Raw genomic sequence first — 19631 nt, 5'->3', positions numbered from 1 at the left:
CCGCCCGCGGCTCAGCCGCCCGCGACCCGGTGCCGGGACAGATGCGCCAGCACCGACTGGTTCGCCTCCCAGCCGTCCGGGAACTTCACCGGGACGCCGAGGTGCACCGGCTCGGCGGACGGGTGCGCGTCCAGCAGCTCGGGGATGCCCGCCCGCGCCACCACCACGCACGCGTGCCGGTGCCGGGACGTGAGCACGCACAGCCGCCCCGACTCCAGGTGGAACGCCGTCGCGTCGCGCCGCCCCGACAGCGGGTGCAGCACGACCGTGACGTCGTACTCGCGGCCCTGGAGCCGGTTCGCGGTGTCGACGGTGATGCCCTCGCCGTGCGGGCCGAGCGCGGCGCGGATCGCCGTCACCTGGTCGCGGTGCGCGGCGCCGATCGCGACGCGGGAGGCGTCCACCGGCGCCGACCCCTGCTCGGAGTGCGCGACGGGGCCGCGCTGCAGCAGCCGGACGGCGAGCGCCGCCGTCGCGCGGACCGCCTCGGCGTCCGTGCGCAGCGTGTGCCGCGCCGGCAGCTCGTACAGGGCCCAGCCCGTCGCCGCCGCCTCTTCGAGCGCGTGGTCGTAGGTGGTGCCCATGCCGCGCGCGCCGAACTCCAGCCGCCGGTCGCCAGGCCCCGTCCCGGCGCGGAACCCGGTGAACGGGTAGAACGCCCGCGACACGACGGGCGCCGCCGAGGCGGGCAGCCGCCACGACACCGGCAGCCGGTGGACGGGCAGGTCCGGGTTGTGCGCCAGCAGCACCGAGACGGCGCTGCGCATCGGATCCCAGGTGAGGCCGGTCCAGCGTTCGACCTCCACCGTGGAGAACGGGTCGAGCTGGCCGGGGTCGCCGACGAACAGCGCCCGCTCGAACCGGCCGGCGATGCGCAGCAGCATGTCCGAGCGCATCTGGTACGCCTCGTCGACGATCGCCCACGGCCACGTGCCGTCCGACAGCGTCGCCCACTTCGCCGCCGTCGCGATCACGACGGTGTGCTCGGCGAGGTCGGCGGCCTTCTGCGCCACCCGCACCTGCGGATGCGCCAGCACCCGCTCGGACGGCGCGTACCCCGACGCCGACAGCCGCCCCAGCGTGATCGCCGGGTGCTTGGCCGCGATCCGCTCGATGAGGTCGTCGACCTGCTCGTTCGTCTGCGCCACGATCATCAGCCGCTCGCCGGCCCCGGCCAGGTGCGCGGCGGCGCGGACCACGAGCGTCGACTTGCCCGCGCCGGGCGGCGAGTCGACGACCACGCCGCGGTGCCCGCCCGCGAGGTCGGCGAGGACCGCGTCGACGACCCGCCCGGCCGCGGCCGACGGGTCCAGGTCGTCCGCCGCCACCGGCACCAGGTGGCGGCCCGCGTGCCCGCTCACGCCCATTCCTCTTCCGCGTCCTCGCCGGTCGGCGTGTACTCGCCGGGCGGGCCGCCGTGGGTCCACGGCGTGTCCTCGCGGTCGGGGAACTTCGCCGCGCCGAACGAGCCCTCCGACAGCGAGGTGAAGCAGACCCGCGCGCCCGCCGCCGGGACGGCGCCCGGCTCGGGCGTGAGCTTGCGGCCCATCCCGCCGGTCAGCTCCAGCAGCACGGACCCGTCCGCGATCTCCACGATCCTCCCCTTGAGCGCGGGCCGCGCCGCGCTGCACACGGTCGTCCCGACGTCGAGCCGCACCGGGTCCGCCGTGCCGACCCGCAGCAGCGGGCGCAGCTTGGGGCGCTTGCCCGTCTCGTCGAGCCGGGCCGGGTCGCACTCGGTGACCGTCCCGCCGAACGCCGCGCCGGCCAGCCGGTGCTCGGCCATGACCAGCGGGTCGTCGAACGCCCGCTGCGCGTCGTAGGCGTCCTGCGCGCGCTCGAGGTCGTGCAGCCGCCGGGCCGCGCGGACGGGCGGGTCGCGGCGCGCTTGAGGATACGCCTCGCCGAACGTCTGGTGGTAATAGGTGAAGGCGTCCCGGTCGCGCTCCCAGCGGCGCGGCACGCTCGCGCCCTCCGGCAGCGCCCGGAGCAGCTCGACGCCCCGCCACATCAGCTCCCACGTCGGGGTGAGCTGCCCGGCGAGGACGTCCCGCAGCCGCTCCTCGGCGCGGGAGCCCGGACCGGCCCGGTCGTAGGCGGCGATCGCCGGTGCGAGGACCTCGTTGTCGAACGTCGGGTCGGTGGTCGGCCCCGCGGGCGGGCACAGCACGGGATCTTCGGCGCGGGCCGCGGCGGCCGGGCCGTCCATGCCGTCCGGCGGGTCGATCCAGCCCATCAGCGCCGCGAGGTTGCCGTCCTCCAGCGAGCTCTGGCCCGTCGCCCAGTGCAGCCGCAGCGCCTCCGTCATCGCCATCAGCAGCGACGACCCGGGATGGTCGAACCGCTCGGCGAACCACGTCAGCCACCGGCCGAGCACCGGCACCGCCGGGTCGACCGCGTACGGGCCCTCCGTGCTGCGGAACCGGGTGGACCGGCCCATCAGCCGCAGGAACGCGACGCCGCCCCGGTTCGGGACGAGCAGCTGCGGCGCGTCCCCGTACCGGATCCGCTCGTCGCCCTCCTTGCCGGGCGGGAGCTGCTCCACCTCGCCGCGGCTGGTCTCGATGTGGTTCAGGACGAGCCTGCCGAGCGCGGCGGCGAACCCGAACCGCAGGTCGCGGTTGCGCGGCTGCGGGACGACCAGCAGCGTCGGAGCGTCCGGCGCGCTCCCGGCCATGACGGCGAGCGGCGCCGCCGCCTCTCCGGCCAGCTTCAGCGGGACCAGGACCAGCGGTGCGCCGGACACCTGGCAGTGCCGCACGGTCGCGAGCGGCTGCGCGACCCCCGCGGCCGCCGCCTGCAACTGCGCGAGCGAGGACAGTGCGCTCATCGACGGGTCACGCCGCCCCGTGCAGGGCCTCGGCGCGCAGCCGCGCGGCGGCGCGCAGCTGCTCCGCGGTCTCGGCCAGGTCGTCGGACGGGGTCAGCGAGCCGTCCGCCAGCGCCAGCGCCGTGCCGATCGTGTCGACGCCGCCGAGGTCGTCGCGCACGGACCGGCCGAGCGCGCCCGTCGCGCCGCACGCGCGCGCCTCGTCCCGGCAGAACAGCGCCATCTCGCAGCCCGACATGCACTCGGGCGAGTACCGGGCCTCCACCGCCTGGACCGACGCCGCCAGGTCCTCGCCGGCCTCGAACGTCAGCCCGTCGGGCAGCTCGGCCAGCAGCGCGTCGACCCGGGTGAGCCGCGTGAGCTGCCGTTCCAGGACGGCGAGCTGCGGCCGCACGTCCAGCGGCGTCGCCGTCGGGCGGTTGGAGAAGTTCTCCGGGCACACCAGGAACACCTCGTGCGACACGCGCGCCGGGTCGTGCCCGAGCTCGGCCACCAGCCGGCGCAGCGCCAGCACGTACACCGCCGACTGGCGGGCCGCCGCCGCGACCTGCTCCGGCTCGGCCTGCCCGTCCACGACGGCGAACGACTTGATCTCGATGACGTGCAGCCGCCCCGCGAGCTGGAACGCGATGACGTCCGGCTCCAGGTAGGCCGGGTACCCGGCGATCTCCAGCCGCAGCAGCGGATGGTCGAACAGCGTGCCCTCGCCCGACTCCAGCGCGCGGGCGAGCAGCCGCCGCGTCCGCGAGTGCCGCAGCTCCCGGCCCTCGTTGCCCGCGACCACCTCCAGGTCGTCGTAGGCGACCTCCGGCACGTCGAGGCCGAGCCGCTCGCGCAGCAGCGTCAGCAGCTCCGCGCACCCGTCCGCCTTCACCTGCGCCTCGAACGCGTTGCCGCGCGTGATCGCGAACTGCGACTGCCCGAACGGCGCGGGGAACCCGAGGGCCCGCGCCACCGCGTCCTTGTCGACGCCCGCCGCGTCCATCAGCCCGCGCCGGGCGCAGCCCGGATTGGACGTCAGCGCGGCGATCGTGCGGGCGTCGTGGTTGCGCGGGGGAGTGCCGCCGCGCAGCCGGTCCAGATCCGGTGCGGTGTCGGTCATCGGTCCGTCTCTCCATCGAGGGCAGGGCGCCGCCCGGAGGCCCGCACGGCGCGCAGCCGGCTGCCGAACAGCCGCTCCGCGTCGTCGAGCCGCTCCCGGGCGCGGGCCGCGGCGGCCCCGCGGCGCCGCAGGTCCGGTTCGCGGTGCACGTCCAGTTCGGCCCGGGCGGCGGCGGCGAGCGCCTCCGGATCGGCCGTACCGACCGTACCGGTGACCGCGCCGGGAATGTTGGACGCGAAACGCCACAGCAGCCGCTGCACGTCCGGGGACGGCGTCCCGCGCCCGGCGTGCTCGGCGAGGCGCACCGCGGCGGTGAGGAAGTCGGTGCGCGGGCTCAGCGGGCCGACGATCCGCCGCTCCAGCGGCCAGGTGCTCACGGTGAGCAGCCCGCGCGCGGGGGCGAGCAGGTCGGCGGTCAGCGCGGCGCACAGGTAGTACGGCCGCGCGTACGGCGCGGTGCGGAAGGAGCGCTCCTCGTCGCGGCGCAGGCTCGTCAGCCGGGATCCGGCGATCTCGCCGGGGAAGAACGCCGCGTACACCGACCCGATCAGCTTCGGCGCCGCGGGGGCGCCGAGCAGTGTCAGCGCCTGGTGGACCTGGTCGCGGACGGGCAGCAGCCCGCGTCCGCCGCTCTCGCGCCCATCACGTTCGCGGTCGTCGCGTCCGCTGCCGTCGCGGCGGGGCTCCGGGTCGGCTCCGCCGTCGCCGAGGACGGCCTCGTCCCACGCCTGCTCGGCCTCGCGGAGCCGGGCGCGCAGGCCGCGCGCCTCCCGCCGGTCCCCGGCGGCCACGGCCCGCCGGACGGCGGCGCGCAGTTCGGTGATGCGCGCCTCCAGCTCGTCGGGGGTGGGGGCGCCGGGGGTCGGGCCGCCGGGGGGCGGGGACATGCGGCAGACAGTACAGGTACTTCCGGACAATTCCAGTGTTTTCCAGTTTCCAGCAGCGGTGCGGGTCAGCGCGGCCTGCGCCACACGATCGAGTACCGCCACAGCAGGTGCCGCCGGAACACGGCGTCGGGCAGCAGCCGCAGCGCCTCCTCCCGCACCTCGCCCCAGGTCATCTCCGGGTCGAGGACCGGTGCGCCCGGATCGCCCGCGCGCCGCCGGTTGCGCAGCCGCAGCGCGTAGTGCGCCGGGAGGCCGAGCGCCGAGACCGTCCAGTCGCGCGCTCCCCGGTTGTTCGCCAGGCCGACGACGACCAGGCTCCCGCCCGGCCGGACGGCGTCGCGCATCGCCGCGAGGCCCTTCACGAAGTCCATGTGGTGGATCGCGGCGACGCTGCACACGAAGTCGTAGTGCCCGGCCGGCAGGTCGTGCTCCAGGAGCCCGGCCTCGACGAAGCGCGCGTTGCCGACGCCCTCGCTCAGCCGCCGCGCCCTGGCGATCATCTCCGCCGACCGGTCCAGCCCGGTGACGCGGGCGGCGCGGGGCGCGAGGCGGCGCACGAGCAGCCCGTCCCCGCAGCCGACGTCCAGCGCCTCGCCGCAGCCGCGCGGCACGTTGCGCAGGACGAGCCCGTGGTAGTGGACGTTGTGGTTCCAGTAGTCGGGGTTCGGGTGGTCGCGAGTCATCGTCACCGCCGGGTCAGGAGCGCGGGTCGCGGCGCAGGGGATGCCCCGCCGGGACCTCCACGATAACGATCTTGACGCCGTCGGGGTCCTCGATCCACATCTCGACCAGGCCCCACGGCTCCTCCCGCGGCTCCCGGACGACGCGCGCGCCGGCCGCGGCGAGCCGCTCGTGCTCGGCGCGCACGTCCCGCACCTGGAGCCAGATCAGCGGGGACGAGCCCGTCTCGCCCGCGCCGTGCCCCGACACCTCCAGGAACCCGGGGCCGAGGAAGAACACGACGCCGGGGGAGTCGGCCGGGCCGAACTCCCGGTAGACGGCGAGGCCGAGCACGTCGCGGTAGAAGGCCCGGGTGCGCGCGGGGTCGGGCGGGCGCAGCAGGATGCGGCTGCTCAGAACGTCCATGGCCCCATCCTCGCCCCCGGCCGCCCGGCCCCGGTGTTCCGCCACGCGCCCGCGCGGAGCCCGGTAGAGAGCGGGCCGGATCAGGCTTGGAAGCTCGCGCGGTAGGTGGCCGCCATGTCCTCGTCGCCGTGGCCCTGCTCGATGGCGCGCCGGAACCGCTCCCCGGCGGCGTCGTTGACGTCCACCCGGATCTTCGCCGCCTCCGCCGCCTCGTGGATGAGCCGGGTGTTGGTCTCGGCGTTGCGGACGGCGAAGCTCGGCTCGAAGTCGCCCTCGACCATGGCCTTCATCTTCGCCTGCAGGTAGACGCTGTCGAGCGGGCCGCCGGTGAGGACCTCGCCGAGCAGCGCCGGGTCCAGCCCGAGGCCCTTCGTGAGCGCGACGGACTCGGCCACGACCGAGGTCAGCGAGATGGCGTAGCTCACCGCGGCGAGCTTCAGCCGGGTGCCCGCGCCGCCGGCGCCGCTCTCGTCCAGCCACAGCGTGCGGGAGCCGACCGCGTCGAACACCGGGCCGAGGACGCCGCGCGCGTCCTCGGGGCCTGCGGCGAGCACGATGAGCCTGCCCTGCTCGGCGGGCTGCTTCGTGCCCTGGACGGGCGCGTCGACGAACGTCACGCCCTGCTCGGCGGCGAACGCGGCGAGCCGCTCCAGCGACCCGAGGCCGACCGTGCCCATCTGCGCCCAGACCTGGCCCTGCCGCAGCGAGGGCGCGGCGTCGGCCATCACCGACAGGGCCGTCTCGCCGTCCTTCAGCATGGTGATGACGACCTCGGCGCCCGCCACGGCCTCGGCGGGGGAGCCCGCCACGGTGGCGCCGTCGGCGGCGAGCGGCTCGGACCGCGCGGCCGTCCGGTTCCAGGCGGCGACCCCGTGGCCGTTGCGGAGCAGGTTCCGGGCCATCGCCGCGCCCATGATCCCCGTGCCGAGCATCGCGATCTGCGTCATCTCGCCCTCCCAGTTTTGGACTATCCAGTTCATAACCGTGCGGTGGCCATCCTGGCACACGGTCGCGCCTCGCGCATCGTCGCGCATCGGCGCGCGTCAAGGAGGCCCCTACCCAGCGAGGGAGGGGAGAGCGGCGGGCCGGTCAGCCGTAGGCGTGGCCGTCGTCCGGCGCGTCGGCGTACACGTCGGTGTACGGCGCGGCGAACGCGTCGAGGGTGCGGTCGAGCTGCGCCGACCACCACGCCACCAGTGCCGCCGCGCCGCGCCCGCCCGCGCCGTTCTCGCCCAGGTAGCGGTGCCGCAGCGGCGCGACGTCGCAGAGCCGCTCCCACCACTCGCGGTGCACGGCGGCCTGGAGCTGCCCGGCGTCCAGCGGGTACGCCGAGCGGTGCCCGCGCACGAACGCCTGCACGCGGTCGAGGTCGAGACCGCGCTCGTCCTCGCACGCGAACAGCCGCGCCGCCGCGCGGACGACCTCGCCGGCGACCGGGCCCGTCGTCAGCCCGTCCCAGCCGAGGACGGCCGTCACGTTGCCCGACCCGCCGTAGCGCAGGTGCCCGGCGTGGAACGAGCCGTGCAGGTGCCCGACCGTGCTCACCTCGATGTCGGGCGGCTGGTGCCCGGCGAACTCGGCGAGCAGGTCGCGGCGCTCGCGCAGCCGGCGCGCGGTCAGCGCGTCGAAGTCGGTGCCGTCGCCGTCGCCGGGGACGTCCGCCAGCATCCGCGCGACGGCGGCGGCCGCGTCGGCGGCGCGCGGCGTCGGCACCAGCATGCTCTGCTGGACGGGCGCGGTCAGCTCGTCCAGCGCCGCGTGCAGCCGGCCGAGCAGCGCGCCGAGCGCCTCGCAGCCCGCGAACGTCAGCTCCAGCCCGCCGCGCCCCCTGCCCCCGACCCACGGGTACAGGACGTAGCCGCGGCCGGCGGCGGTGACCAGCGTCCGGCCGCCGCGCGCCGGCAGCGGCGCGAGCACCGGCAGCCCCGCCGCGTCCAGCGCGGCGGTGACGGTGTGCTGGAAGCGGACGCGGCGGCGGTCGGGCTCGGCGTACTCGCGGAGGAAGAACGCCCCCGCGGCGGCGTCGACACGCCAGGACCGGCGGCCGGGACCGGCGGGCAGCGGGCTCAGCGCCGCCTCGGCGCCGACGTCCCACCGCCGCAGCAGCCGCGGCGGCACCGGATCGGTGTCGGCACTCGGTCGGGTCTCAGTGCTCTGCGACGTGGGCACCTCGGCACCTCGGCTGCGTCGGCGGACGGCGGTCGAATGGATGTTCTACGACGACGCTACACGCCCCGCCCGCGCCGCGAAAGTGAACCCGCGCGCCGCGTCGGCGAACCCGCGGCCGGCGGGTCAGACGCGCTCCAGCACCACCACGGGGATCTCGCGGCTCGTCTTCTTCTGGTACTCGTCGTAGTCGGGCCAGACCGCGGCCATCTTCCGCCACATCGCCGGCTTCTCCTCCGGCGTCGCGATGCGTGCCCGAGCCGTGAACCTGTCGCCCTTGACCTGCACCTTCACCTCCGGGTCCGCCTGCAGGTTGCGGTACCAGAGCGGCGGCTCGTCCGCGCCGCCCTTGGACGCGACGACGAGGTAGGCGTCGCCGTCGGGCTGGTAGATGAGCGGCGTCGTGCGCTCCTTGCCGGTCTTGCGCCCCGTCGTGGTGAGCAGCAGCGTCGTCGTGCCCTGCCAGTCGTGCCCCTCCGCGCCGTCGGTCTCCTGGTAGCGCCGGACGTGTTCCTCGCCGTACAGCATGGTTAGCTCCTCCTCGTGGCTCCGGCCGTTGCGCGGCCACCGGTGTAACCCCCGGATTCCCGATGACCTTCCCAGGGGCGCGCCTCTCAAGCCGTGGCCTCGCGGCCGCCCCGCCGGGCGCGGCGGCCCTTACGCTGGGCCGGTGGACGACGCGGCAGAGGTGGCGCGGCGATGCGCCGAGACGATGTACGCACGGGACAAGGTCGCGCAGGACCTCGCCATGGAGGTCGTGGAGGTCGAGCCCGGCCGGGCGCGGCTGCGCATGGCGGTCGCCGAGACCATGGTGAACGGCTTCGGGATCGCGCACGGCGGCTACGTGTTCCTGCTCGCCGACTCCGCGTTCGCCTACGCGTGCAACACCCATGACGCCGTGACGGTAGCCGCGTCGGCGGACGTGGTGTTCGTGGCGAGCGCGCGCGCCGGAGACGTCTTGGAGGCGTCGGCGTCCGAGAGGGTCCGCTTCGGCCGCAGCGGCATCTACGACGTGACCGTGCGCCGCGTCCCCGACGGGGACGTCATCGCGGAGTTCCGGGGCGGCAGCCGCAGCCGGGGCACGCGCGTCATCGGCGGCGACGCCCTCTGACCGGGGCCTTCCCTGGACCGGCTCAGATTTCCTTCAGGATGCCGGCGAGGAACCGGGCGGTGTCGTCGGGACGCGCCGCCGTGATGCACAGGTTGTTCATCGCGCGCATGTAGGTGTCGACGTCGGTCGGCTTGTCCAGGTAGAGCGCGCTGGTGAGCTGCTCCAGGTAGACGACGTCGGACAGGCCGGGCTCGGCGAAGCGCAGGATCGTGAACGGGCCGCCCGCCGCCGCGTGCCCGCCCGCCCCGAACGGCACGATCTGCAGCGTCACGTTGGCCAGTTCCGACACCTCGATCAGGTGCCTGATCTGGGCCCGCATCACGTCGCGGCCGCCGAGCGGGCGGCGCACGACCGCCTCGTCCAGCACCGCCCACAGCGTCGGCGCCTCCGGTGAGGTGAACCGCTCCTGCCGCGTCGTGCGGACCTGGACGCGCCGCTCGACCTCCTCCTCCGAGGCGTCGGAGTAGCCGAGCCGGACGACCGCGCGCGCGTAGTCCTCGGTCTGCAGCAGCCCGGGGACGAACTGCAGCTCGTAGGTGCGCAGTAGCGAGGCCGCCTCCTCCAGGCCGAGGTACACCTCGAACCAGCTCGGCAGGATGTCGCCGTAGCGGTGCCACCAGCCGGGGTTGTTGGCCTCCTTGGCCAGTGCCAGCAGCGGCGCACGCTCGGCGGGCTCGGAGACGCCGTAGAGGGTGAGCAGGTCGGCGACGTCGCGCTCCTTGAAGCCGACCCGGCCGAGCTCCATCCGGCTGATCTTGGAGTGGGAGCCGCGGATCTCGTAGCCCGCCTGCTCGGTGGAGATGCCGCGGGCCTCGCGCAGCCGGCGCAGCTGCGCGCCGAGGAGAATGCGCAGGACGGTGGGCCCGCCGCGCCGGGGATAATCGATCAGCCGTCCGGCCGGATCACCTTCGGACGGAGGTGTTGGGGCAGCTGAATCCTGGGACAAGGGGTCACCAGCCAGTCGACGGGTCTGCGTGTGGGCCGCACGGCACCGCCCTATGTTAGAGGATGCGGACGCCTTTTTGGGAGGTATGGAAAACGCGCCCGCCGCCGGGCGCGTCGCGGGGCGGACGCGCTACTGGGCAGGTGGGGATGGCCGGTGACCAGTGCTGTCGGTGGCGGCCCGGCTGCGGAACGTGGCAGCGGCATCCCGCCGCAGTCGGCGCGCGGGTCATTTCACCGGTGGTCGCGCCGCCGTTGGAGGACCAATTACACGCCGTTCTCGGCATTGCCGGCGGCTAATCCTGACAGTCCATTCCCAGATCCGTCGTGAGACGCGTGAATGTCGTACGTCCCGTGTTTTGGTGAATCTTCGGGCGGGCGGCGCGGGCCGGTGCCCGGCCGCGTGACGAAGCTCTCGTCCCGTCCGGGCAAGATCTCGGGGCCGCCGGGCGTTGATCAGTGTGAGGCGGCCATCGTGCCCGCCCCACCGCCGACCAACCGGCCACCACCGTCCATCTGGGGGAAACATGAACGCGACCCGTGAGCGACCGGAGATCCGGTTCCTGACCTCGGGCGATGTCTCGGCGCACGAGCGCGCGGCGGCGGAGCGCGCCGTCCGCAAGGCGCTCGCGGGCGCCCACGGCGTCAGCTCCGTCCAGGTCACGCTGAGCGTCGTCAACGACCCGTCGCTGCCGCGCCCGGCGCTGGCGCAGGCCGTCGTCGACCTGAACGGCCGGCGCGTCCGCGCCCAGGCCGCCGCGCCCCGCATCGACGAGGCCATCGACATGCTCCGCGAGCGCCTGGCGGTCCGGGCGACCTCGCTCCAGGCGGGCCGGTTCTGACAGGCCGGTTCTGATGGACCGGGCCTGAGACCGGGTCGGCCGCCGAGGCGCGGACGCCGGCCGGAACGCGGGAAACGGCGGAGCCCCGACGCGGGGCGCCGCCGTTCGTGCGTCCGGGCCCGGTTCAGGCGTCGCGACGGTTCAGGACGAACGCCGCGAAAACCAGCGGGACGAGCGCGTACCCGACCAAGACGACCGCCGCCTGCACCGGCGACAGCAGATCGCCGTAGATGGAGTTGTCCGCGCTGAGCCCGGCGATCTGCCGGGGAAGGCCCCCGAGCATCACCGACGCGGCGCGCTCTCCCCACGCACCGGGCAGGTGCTGGACGAGCAGCGGCAGCATGTGCCACACGAAGACGACCACCACGATCGATCCCGCCGCGGAGCGCAGCAGCACGCCGAGCGCCAGGCCGAGCAGCGCGAACACCGGCACCACCGTCCCGGCGAGGACGATGCCCGGCAGGTCGTGCGCGATGGACGCCTGCTGGTCGGCGAAGGGCCGGTCGCCGATCACGAACCGGGTACCGAGGAACGCACCGACCGCCACCGCCTGCCCGGCGACGGCGGCGACCGCCCCGACCACCGCCGCCTTCGCCGCCAGCAGCGTCCCGCGCCGGGGGACGGCGGCGATGCTCGTGCGGATCATGCCCGTCCGGTACTCGGACGCGACGGACAGCACGCCGAGCACGGCGAGGCACAGCGACGCCACCCAGCTCGCGATCTCCTGCAGCGGACGCAGCAGCAGGTCGTCGCGGCGGTCGGCCTCCAGCCCGTCCCAGACGTGCGCCATCTGGAACGCCAGCAGCACGACGAGCCCGGTGAACGCGGCCGTCACCGACAGCACCACGTAGGTCGAGCGGACCGAGCGGAGCTTCCACCACTCGGCCGCGAGGGCGTCCATCATCATGCGTCCCTCCGTACGAACGCGTACACGCCGGCCCCCAGCGCGACGACGACATAGGCCGCCAGCAGCGCCATCGCCGCCGGCGGCGACAGGACCCCGGGGTCGCCGGACGAGCCCGGCGCCCCCGCGATCTGGTTCGCCAGCCCGCCCGGCAGCGCCGACCAGATCCGCTCGTCCCACGGGGACGGCAGCAGCCGGACCAGCGGGGGCGGCACGAACAGCACCGCCATGCCGCCCGTGATCGTCGCGGCGGTCGAGCGCAGCACCGCGCCCAGCCCGAACGCGACGAGGGTGATCGCCGCCGTCTCCAGCCCGACCCACAGCAGGTGCGCCCCGACGTCGGCCGCCGCCCCCTGGAACGTGGGCACGGCCCGGTCGCCGACGATCACGTCGCCCGCGACGGTGCCGGCGGCCAGCGCCGCCCAGGCCGCGACCGCCATGAGGGCCGCCGCGACGCCCGCCTTCGCCAGGAACGGCGCGAGCCGGCGCGGCATCGCGGCCAGCGTCGTCCGGATCATCCCCGACGAGTACTCCGACGTCAGCGTCAGCGCCCCCAGCACCACCGCGCACACCGGCAGCGCGAGCGTGAGCGGCTGCTCCGCCGGGGCCGCCTTCGCGGTCGCCCGGCGCTCCGCTGACAGCCCGTCCCAGTACTGGGCCACGTACCACGACCACAGGACGCACAGCAGCGTGAACGCGACGATCGTGCCGAGGACGGCGGCCGTCGAACGGACGGTCCGCAGCTTGTACCACTCCGCGGCGATCGCGTCGGCCGGCCCGGTCATCGCGCCACCGCCCCGAACTCGGTGCTGTCGGCGGTCAGCCGCATGTACGCCTCCTCCAGAGACGCGTTGCGCGGCGTCACCTCGTACAGCGGGATCCCGTTCGCCGCCGCCGCGTCACCGATCGCGGCAACGTCCAGCCCGGTCACGGTGAGGGCCCCGTCTTGCTCGGACTCGACACCGCCCCCGGCGCGCGCCAGCACGGCGGACAGTTCGGCGGGACGCGGGGAGCGGACCAGGACGCCGCGCCGGAACCGGTCGGCCAGCTCCCGCACCGACGTGTCCGCGATCAGCCGGCCCCGCCCGATGACGACCAGCCGGTCGGCCGTCAGCTCCATCTCGCTCATCAGATGGCTGGAGATCAGCACCGTCCGCCCGTCGGCGGCCAGCGACCGCATCAGCTCGCGGATCCAGCGGACGCCGTCCGGGTCCAGGCCGTTCACCGGCTCGTCGAACATCAGCACGCCCGGGTCGCCGAGCAGCGCCGCCGCGATGCCCAGCCGCTGCCGCATGCCGAGCGAGAACCCGCCGACCCGCCGGCGCGCCACCCCGGCCAGGCCCACCTGCTCCAGCACCTCCGCGACCCGGCGCGTCCCGATCCCGTTGCTGCGCGCCAGCCACCCGAGGTGGTCGAACGCGCGGCGGCCGCCGTGCACGGCGCCCGCGTCCAGCAGCGCGCCCACCTCCCGCATCGGCCGCCGCAGCGCCGCGTACCGGCCCCCGTTCACCAGCGCCTCGCCCGACTCCGCCCTGTCCAGCCCCAGCAGGACGCGCATCGTCGTCGACTTCCCGGCGCCGTTCGGGCCGAGGAAGCCGGTCACCGTCCCCGGCCGCACCACGAAGGACAGGCGGTCCACCGCGGTCGTCCCGCCGTACCGCTTCGTCAGCTCGCGTACCTCGATCATGCGGTCAACGCTCCCGCCGGACGTGCCCGCCGCGCATCGGAGCGCGGGCGGGACCCGCCCGTCCGACCGTGCGCCGAGCACCGGGCCCCGCCTCAGACCCCGGTATGACGGCCGGCGGTCGGAGGCGGCGCCCAGCCCCGCCCGCTACCGTCGTGACGTGGACGAATCCGAACTGCGCTCGCCGTTCTTCATGCGGTTCGGCCGGCGCGCCCTCATCTGGCTGGACGCCGGGGCCGCGGTCGTCTACACCCTCCTGATGCTCACGCTGTCCGCCGCCCCGGAGACCTCCGCGCTCGCCGCCGTCCCGGTCGCCGCCGCGGCGGGCCTGCCCCTCGCGGTGCGGCGGCTGTGGCCGGTCCCCGTCTTCGCCGCCGTCCTGGCCGCGTCCACGGCCGCGCTCCTGCTCGGGCTGCCGTTCGACTCCTACGCCGCCGCCGCGTTCGCGCTCTACCCGGTCGCGCTGGCCCGGCGCCGCCGCCGCTGGATCCCGACCCCGCTGATCGGCGTCGGCAGCGCCGTCGTGATCTTCGCCGGCGCCATCGTCGGCCCCGCCGACTGGCACGCCGAGAGGGCAGGGGAGGCCGTGCTCGGGCTCGCCGTCCTCGGCGCGTCCTGGACGCTCGGCCGCGTCGTCCGGGAGCGCCGCGCCGAGGCCGACCGCTCCGCCCGCCGCCTCGTCGACCAGGCCGTCGCCGACGAGCGGCTCCGCATCGCCCGCGAACTCCACGACGTCGTCGCGCACAGCATGAGCCTGATCGCGGTGAAGGCCGGGGTGGCCGTCCACGTCGCGGAGGCCCGCCCCGAGGAGGCCCTCGACGCCCTCCGCGTCATCGAGACCACCAGCCGCAGCTCCCTCGCGGAGATGCGCCACCTCCTCGGCGTCCTGCGCACCGACGCCGACCTCGGCCCGGCCCCCGGCCTCGCCGACCTCACCGCCCTCGCGGAGCGCGCCGCGATGGCCGGCGTCCACGTCGACCTCGACGTGGACGCCCCCACCCTCCCCGAAGGCGTCGCGCTCTCCGCCTACCGCATCGTCCAGGAGGCGGTCACGAACGTCGTCAAGCACGCCGCGCCCGCCCGGTGCCGCGTCAGCGTCCGGGCCGACGGGGAGCGGGTGCGCATCGACGTCACCGACGACGGGCCCGGCGCCCGCGTCCTGCCCGGCGGCGACGGGGGCCACGGGCTCATCGGCATGCGCGAACGCGTCATGATGTACGGCGGCGACTTCACCGCCGGACCCCGGCGGGGCGGCGGCTTCGCCGTGTCCGCCGACCTCCCGTACGAGCCCTAGGAAGACCGTTGGAACTGCGCGTCCTCGTCGCCGACGACCAGGCCCTGGTGCGCGGCAGCTTCCGCGTCCTCATCGACACCGCGCCCGGCCTCCGCGCCGTCGGCGAGGCCGGCACCGGCGCCGAGGCGGTCGAGCTGGCCGCGCGGGAGCGCCCCGACGTCGTCCTCATGGACGTCCGCATGCCGGAGATGGACGGCATCGAGGCGACCCGGCGGATCTGCGCGGAACTCCCGGACGTGCGCGTCCTGATCCTCACGACCTTCGACCTGGACGCCTACGTGTACGCGGCGCTCAAGGCCGGGGCGAGCGGCTTCCTGCTGAAGGACACCCCGCCCGCCGACCTGCTGTCCGCCGTCCGGGCCGTCGCGGCCGGCGAGGCGCTGCTCGCCCCCACCGTGACGCGCCGCCTGATCGCCGAGTTCGTCCGCCGGCCCGCGCCCGTCCAGCCGCCGCCCGCCGCCCTGGACGCGCTGACCGACCGGGAACGCGAGGTCCTCACGCTCATCGCCCGCGGCCTGTCCAACGCCGAGCTGGCCGAGCACCTGCACCTCAGCCCCGCGACGGTGAAGACCCACATCGGCCACCTGCTCTCCAAGCTGCAGGCCCGCGACCGCGCGCAGCTGGTGATCGCCGCCTACGAGACCCGGCTGGTCCAGCCCGGCTAGCCGGCGATCAGACCAGCGCGGGGGCGAGCCGCTCGTACAGGTCGGCGGACGACCCCGGATCCGGAGCGAGGGCCGCGATGACCACATGGTCGGCTCCGGCGTCCAGATGGTCCTGGACCCGCTTGCCGATCGCGGCCTCATCACCCCAGGCGAAGCACGCGTCGACGACCTCGTCCGAACCGCCGCCGGCCAGTGCCTCGTCCGGGTAGCCCAGCTCTCGCAGCACGCGTGCGTAGGGCGAGCCGGGAAGGCTGAGCAGCGGCATCTGCCGGGCGATGGCGCGCGCCTTCCCGGGATCCGCTTCCAGGATCGTGGTCACCGTGACGACCAGGAGCTTGTCCGGACCGAGCCGCTCCCTGGCCGCCCTGGTGTGCTCGACGGGCATCGCCGCGGGCAGCGCCCCGTCCGCGCGGTCGCGCGCGAGACCCTGCATCTTCGGGCCGAGCGCCGCCAGCAGCCGGGGGAACGGCACCTCGGGCACCGGCGCCGCGGCGACCGCCGCGTCCATCCCGTCGAGGTACTCCCGCATCCGCGCCAGCGGGCTCGTCCACTTCTGCCCGCTCTGCTCGACGAACGCGGGAATGCTGACGCCCACGCCGAGCGCGACCCGGCCCGGATGGGCGTCCGCGAGGACCGACGCCGCACCCTGCATGGCGGCGGGATGCCGCGCCCACAGGTTCGCGACCCCCGACCCGAGGACGATCCGCTCCGTCGCCCCGAGCAGCACGCTCAGCTGCGTGAAGACCTCGCGGCCACCGATGGCCTCGTTCGTCCAGAGCGATCCGTAGCCCGCGTCCTCGACGCGGCGGGCCGCCCGCCGCCATTCGTCCGCGGGGGCGATCGGCGTCATCAGCCCCACGCCGACCCTGCCCAGCCGCTCCCGCATCAGCCGTACCGCCGTCATCGGTCCTCCTATAATCGGAACGTACAACCCGCTTAGGACGGTACCGGAACGACCGCCCCGCTTGTCAACGCAGCCGAAGGAGGACGGCGTGAGCACCCCGCCCAGGCGCGCCGACGCCCGCCGGAACCGCGAGCGCATCCTGCGGGCCGCTTTCGAGGCGTTCGCCGCCGAGGGCCACCTCGTGCCACTCGACGACATCGCCCGCCGCGCGGGCGTGGGAGCCGGCACGGTCTACCGCAACTTCCCCACCAAGGAGGCGCTGTTCGCGGCCGTCGTCACCGACCGCGTCGAACAGATCGTCGCCGAGGCGAAAGCACTCGGGGACGCGCCGGACCCGGGCGCGGCCTTCTACGGTTTCGTTACGGAAGTCGTCCAGCGGGCCATGTTCAACCATGCGCTGAGCGAGGCGCTGGCGGCCGACATAGGCAGCTTCGACGTGTGCGGCGCGGACGCGCAGTTCACTGCGGCCCTCAACGTCCTGCTACAGCGGGCCCAGGCCGCCGGAGCGGTGCGCGCCGACGTCGACGTCCAGGACGTGCGCGCCCTCATGACGGCCGCGATGTATATGGAGCGCAGGCACGGAGGCAACGGCCGCCTGGCGTCCCTCGCGTACGACGGCCTCCGCCCCGAAGCAACGAAACGAAACGAAACTAACGTCGCCTGCTGTGAACTCTGCGCGGCCCCCCTCACACCGGCGCAGACGGGCCGCCCCGCCCGCTTCTGCAGCGCCGCATGCCGCCAGAAGGCCCACCGGCGCAAGCGAACCGCCCCGAAAACCGGTTGAGCCCCGCCACGCCCTCGGGCACCCTGACCGGACCATGGGCACACGCGAAATCCGGGCCTGCCACGACCGCGACTCGATCACGGTGTACCAGGCGTACGCCCCCGGGATCGGCCTGCCCGCGGCCGAGCACGGCACCTTCCTCCCGCCCTTCTCCCGGCGGCGCATGACGTGGATCAAACCGTCGTTCCTGTGGCTCATGGCACGCAGCGGCTGGGCCCGCAAACCGGGCCAGGAGACGATCCTCGCCGTCCGGATCAGCCGGACCGGCTGGGAGGAGGCCCTGAGCCTGGCCGTCCCCACGGACCCGGACCGCCGCGTCTTCCGCAGCTCCGACGAATGGCGCCGCGCGTTCGCGACCGCCGCCGTCCACGTCCAGTGGGACCCCGAACGCTCCCTCCGCGGCGAGAAACTGCAGACGCGCAGCATCCAGATCGGCCTGAGCCGCCACATCATCGACTGCTACGTCGACGACTGGATCCTGGACATCGAGGACCGCACCCCACTCGCCCGCAAGATCCACGACCACCTCAAGGCCGGCCGCACCGCCCAAGCAAAGGCCCTCCTCCCCAAAGAGCGCCCTTACCCCGTCCCCCCGCCCCTGGCCACCCGCCTAGGCATGCCCTAACACCCTCTCTGGAGCCCCACGCCCCGACCACCAGACCTGCCCACCCGTGCACGACGAGACGAGAGCGGGACCACACCCCTGCAACACCGCCAACGTGGCAGACGACCAACTGAGCGGCCACACCACTGCGTGGATGCACGCCGGAGCCATGGCTCAACGGCACCGCGTTCGAGCGATGCCGTATCGCAACCACACTGATCCAGCGCACCGATTCGAGCGCCACCTCAGAGATGTCGGACGCGACGGCCGCGCACGAAGCGAACGGCCGACCACGGCCCCTTGCCCGCAACCGGCTGGTCGGTTGCATTCCAGTAGAAGGACTGCGCCTGAGGATCAGGACCAGATGCGGTGGAGCGTCCAGGAGGCCGCCTCTGCGTCGCTCGGGCTGAGTACCTCCGCGATGGCGGGGCCATCAGGTGTGGTGACCTGGAGGCGGTAGTACCTCGCCTGACCGGGCGCCTGCCATTCCTCCAGGACCCGGCGCACCCGGAAACGGCCTCGCCGGCCGGTGAGGCAAGACGGACGGCCGGTGGACGTGATCTCCGCGGAAACGGGTTCATCGATCAGCACGGGACGACACGCTACCCGAACATGTGTTCGAGGATGTCGAGACACGCGGACTTGACGTCCGGCCGGGACGACTGGACGCACCGCAAGCGCCAGATGTCAGGACGAGTGGCCCGCCGGACGAAGCCCTCCAGGCGGTCGCTGGCAAAAGTTCGCCGGGACCACCGCGCGGGTTGCAGCAGCGCCACCTCGGCGCCGCGCCTGCATCACCATCGCCCAGGAGGTAAGCGCTGCCCGTCCGGTGCGAGTGTCGAACGTAGGGTGAGAGCGTCGTGCGTTCGGTGCAGTGGCGTACCTCGTGTGCAGATCCGTTCGTGAGATCCGAGCGCCGCGCATCACGGTAGTGCCGCAGGTCAGGTACGAGCACTGCACGTCGGGTGCGAGTGGCGCACCTCCGGTGCGGATGCCGTTCGTCAGGTCCGAGCGTCGCGTGACACGGCGCCGCAAGCCAGGTGAGAGTAACGCGCGTCGGAAGGAGCGCCACAGGGCAGGTGTGAGTGCCGCATGTCGGGTGGGGTGTTGCACGTCGGGTGCGAGCGCCGCGCGTTGGGTGAGTGCCGCGCCTCGGGGGTGAGCGTCCTGCATGGGGGTGCCAGTGGCGCACCTTGGGGGCGAATGCCGTGTGTTAGGTCAGCGCGCCGCGCGACACCAGTGCGCCGCAGGGCAGGTGTGAGCGCCGCATGTCGGATGGGAGTGCTGCGCGTCGGGCGCGAGCGCGGCACCTGAGGGTTAGCGCCGTTCGCCCGGTGTGAGAGGCGCACCTCGGGGGCGAATGCCGTGCGTCGGGTCCGAGCGCTGCGCATCACGACAGGGCCGCAGGCCAAGTGCGAGCGCAGTATGCCGGGTGCGAGTTCTGCACGTTGGGCATAAGCGCCGTGCGTCGGGGTGATGACGCAGGTCAGGTGTGGGTGCTGCGCATCGGGGGCGCTGTGCGTGGAGGGTGCGCTGTGCGTTGCGGGTGGGTGTCGTGCGTCAAGGTGAGCACCACCGGGCGGGTGCGAGCGTCACCGCGTACTCCTGCGGGCACAGCCGCCAGCTCATCAGGGCATCACCCGGACGCATGAGGTTCCCCCCGTAGCACGGACAGCCGGCGTGAGATGGGTCAGGTGGCCGTAGTCGAGGAGCGGTGTCGTTCCTCGTAGCCCACCGGACTGAGCATTCCGATGCTGGAATGCCTTCTGAACGGGTTATACCAGCACTCGATCCATTCAAACACCGCGGCTGCGAGCTCGGCTCTT

General features: G+C 74.4%; 21 protein-coding genes. 6 read left to right on the top strand and 15 right to left on the bottom strand.

Features of this window, described 5'->3' with window-relative positions; translation table 11 throughout:
- Window positions 1-11: 11 nt before the first annotated feature.
- The 9 genes from AB0K34_RS35090 to AB0K34_RS35050 form a co-directional block, all read right to left on the bottom strand.
- Window positions 12-1361 (bottom strand): AAA family ATPase, encoded by a 1350-nt coding sequence (locus tag AB0K34_RS35090; RefSeq protein ID WP_364553178.1) that lies wholly within the window; start codon window positions 1359-1361, stop codon window positions 12-14.
- Complete coding sequence (locus AB0K34_RS35085; RefSeq protein WP_364553177.1) at window positions 1358-2830, bottom strand: hypothetical protein; 1473 nt, start codon at window positions 2828-2830, stop codon at window positions 1358-1360. The genes AB0K34_RS35090 and AB0K34_RS35085 overlap by 4 nt, the downstream gene beginning before the upstream one ends.
- A gap of 7 nt (window positions 2831-2837) precedes the next feature.
- A complete protein-coding gene (locus AB0K34_RS35080) occupies window positions 2838-3932 on the bottom strand; it encodes a hypothetical protein (protein ID WP_138641165.1) in 1095 nt (364 codons plus the stop codon).
- Window positions 3929-4819, bottom strand: a complete 891-nt coding sequence (locus AB0K34_RS35075; RefSeq protein WP_364553176.1) for a hypothetical protein — start codon at window positions 4817-4819, stop codon at window positions 3929-3931. Before AB0K34_RS35075 ends, AB0K34_RS35080 begins: the two co-directional genes overlap by 4 nt.
- Window positions 4820-4884: 65 nt before the next feature.
- Entirely contained in the window at window positions 4885-5502 is a 618-nt protein-coding gene (locus tag AB0K34_RS35070; RefSeq protein ID WP_301176917.1) for a class I SAM-dependent methyltransferase, read from the bottom strand.
- A 13-nt stretch (window positions 5503-5515) separates the two neighbouring features.
- Entirely contained in the window at window positions 5516-5905 is a 390-nt protein-coding gene (locus AB0K34_RS35065; RefSeq protein WP_301176918.1) for a VOC family protein, read from the bottom strand.
- Window positions 5906-5985: 80 nt separating this feature from the next.
- Entirely contained in the window at window positions 5986-6852 is an 867-nt protein-coding gene (locus AB0K34_RS35060) for an NAD(P)-dependent oxidoreductase (RefSeq protein ID WP_301176919.1), read from the bottom strand.
- Window positions 6853-6994: 142 nt separating this feature from the next.
- The gene (locus AB0K34_RS35055) at window positions 6995-8074 is read right to left on the bottom strand and encodes a phosphotransferase (protein WP_364553175.1); all 1080 of its coding nucleotides are present in this window, start codon (window positions 8072-8074) and stop codon (window positions 6995-6997) included.
- 123 nt (window positions 8075-8197) lie between these two features.
- Window positions 8198-8599, bottom strand: a complete 402-nt coding sequence (locus AB0K34_RS35050) for a nitroreductase family deazaflavin-dependent oxidoreductase (protein ID WP_301176921.1) — start codon at window positions 8597-8599, stop codon at window positions 8198-8200.
- Between the two features lie 142 nt (window positions 8600-8741).
- Between AB0K34_RS35050 and paaI the strand changes: the two genes are divergently transcribed.
- Window positions 8742-9182: a hydroxyphenylacetyl-CoA thioesterase PaaI gene (gene paaI / locus AB0K34_RS35045; RefSeq protein WP_356948785.1), complete on the top strand. Its 441-nt coding sequence runs from the start codon at window positions 8742-8744 to the stop codon at window positions 9180-9182.
- Between the two features lie 22 nt (window positions 9183-9204).
- On the opposite strand, the gene AB0K34_RS35040 is transcribed toward paaI, so the two are convergent.
- Window positions 9205-10071 carry a helix-turn-helix transcriptional regulator gene (locus AB0K34_RS35040; RefSeq protein ID WP_301176932.1) on the bottom strand — a complete coding sequence of 289 codons (867 nt, stop codon included), beginning with the start codon at window positions 10069-10071 and terminating at the stop codon, window positions 9205-9207.
- 580 nt (window positions 10072-10651) lie between these two features.
- Between AB0K34_RS35040 and AB0K34_RS35035 the strand changes: the two genes are divergently transcribed.
- Window positions 10652-10966 carry a hypothetical protein gene (locus tag AB0K34_RS35035; RefSeq protein WP_301176922.1) on the top strand — a complete coding sequence of 105 codons (315 nt, stop codon included), beginning with the start codon at window positions 10652-10654 and terminating at the stop codon, window positions 10964-10966.
- A 124-nt stretch (window positions 10967-11090) separates the two neighbouring features.
- Here AB0K34_RS35035 and AB0K34_RS35030 read toward each other — a convergent pair whose 3' ends face one another.
- From AB0K34_RS35030 to AB0K34_RS35020, 3 genes are read right to left on the bottom strand one after another with little or no spacing between them, the layout of a single operon-like run.
- On the bottom strand, window positions 11091-11873 hold the full coding sequence (locus AB0K34_RS35030; protein ID WP_301176923.1) for an ABC transporter permease: 783 nt from the start codon (window positions 11871-11873) through the stop codon (window positions 11091-11093).
- Window positions 11870-12655, bottom strand: coding sequence for an ABC transporter permease (locus tag AB0K34_RS35025; RefSeq protein ID WP_301176924.1), 786 nt, complete (start codon window positions 12653-12655; stop codon window positions 11870-11872). The genes AB0K34_RS35030 and AB0K34_RS35025 overlap by 4 nt, the downstream gene beginning before the upstream one ends.
- Entirely contained in the window at window positions 12652-13557 is a 906-nt protein-coding gene (locus tag AB0K34_RS35020; protein WP_301176925.1) for an ATP-binding cassette domain-containing protein, read from the bottom strand. Before AB0K34_RS35020 ends, AB0K34_RS35025 begins: the two co-directional genes overlap by 4 nt.
- 157 nt (window positions 13558-13714) lie before the next feature.
- On the opposite strand from AB0K34_RS35020, the gene AB0K34_RS35015 reads away from it, so the two are divergent.
- Together AB0K34_RS35015 and AB0K34_RS35010 are read left to right on the top strand one after the other, a co-directional pair.
- Window positions 13715-14848, top strand: coding sequence for a sensor histidine kinase (locus AB0K34_RS35015; protein ID WP_301176926.1), 1134 nt, complete (start codon window positions 13715-13717; stop codon window positions 14846-14848).
- 8 nt (window positions 14849-14856) lie between these two features.
- The gene (locus AB0K34_RS35010; RefSeq protein ID WP_301176927.1) at window positions 14857-15513 is read left to right on the top strand and encodes a response regulator transcription factor; all 657 of its coding nucleotides are present in this window, start codon (window positions 14857-14859) and stop codon (window positions 15511-15513) included.
- 7 nt (window positions 15514-15520) lie between these two features.
- Here the strand turns inward: AB0K34_RS35010 and AB0K34_RS35005 are convergent, their stop codons facing one another.
- Window positions 15521-16417: a TIGR03620 family F420-dependent LLM class oxidoreductase gene (locus AB0K34_RS35005; RefSeq protein WP_301176928.1), complete on the bottom strand. Its 897-nt coding sequence runs from the start codon at window positions 16415-16417 to the stop codon at window positions 15521-15523.
- Between the two features lie 88 nt (window positions 16418-16505).
- Between AB0K34_RS35005 and AB0K34_RS35000 the strand changes: the two genes are divergently transcribed.
- Both AB0K34_RS35000 and AB0K34_RS34995 read left to right on the top strand, forming a co-directional pair.
- A complete protein-coding gene (locus AB0K34_RS35000; RefSeq protein ID WP_301176929.1) occupies window positions 16506-17201 on the top strand; it encodes a TetR/AcrR family transcriptional regulator in 696 nt (231 codons plus the stop codon).
- Between the two features lie 34 nt (window positions 17202-17235).
- Window positions 17236-17826 (top strand): DUF4291 domain-containing protein, encoded by a 591-nt coding sequence (locus AB0K34_RS34995; RefSeq protein WP_301176930.1) that lies wholly within the window; start codon window positions 17236-17238, stop codon window positions 17824-17826.
- A 1669-nt stretch (window positions 17827-19495) separates the two neighbouring features.
- Here AB0K34_RS34995 and AB0K34_RS34990 read toward each other — a convergent pair.
- The coding region (locus tag AB0K34_RS34990; RefSeq protein WP_364553185.1) for an IS3 family transposase at window positions 19496-19631 on the bottom strand (136 nt) is incomplete at its 5' end.

It is taken from the genome of Actinomadura sp. NPDC049382 (genome assembly GCF_040677125.1).
Lineage (GTDB): Bacteria > Actinomycetota > Actinomycetes > Streptosporangiales > Streptosporangiaceae > Spirillospora > Spirillospora geliboluensis.
The sequence above is the reverse complement of the archived record's forward strand: the minus strand, read 5'-3'. Positions and strand labels throughout refer to the sequence as shown.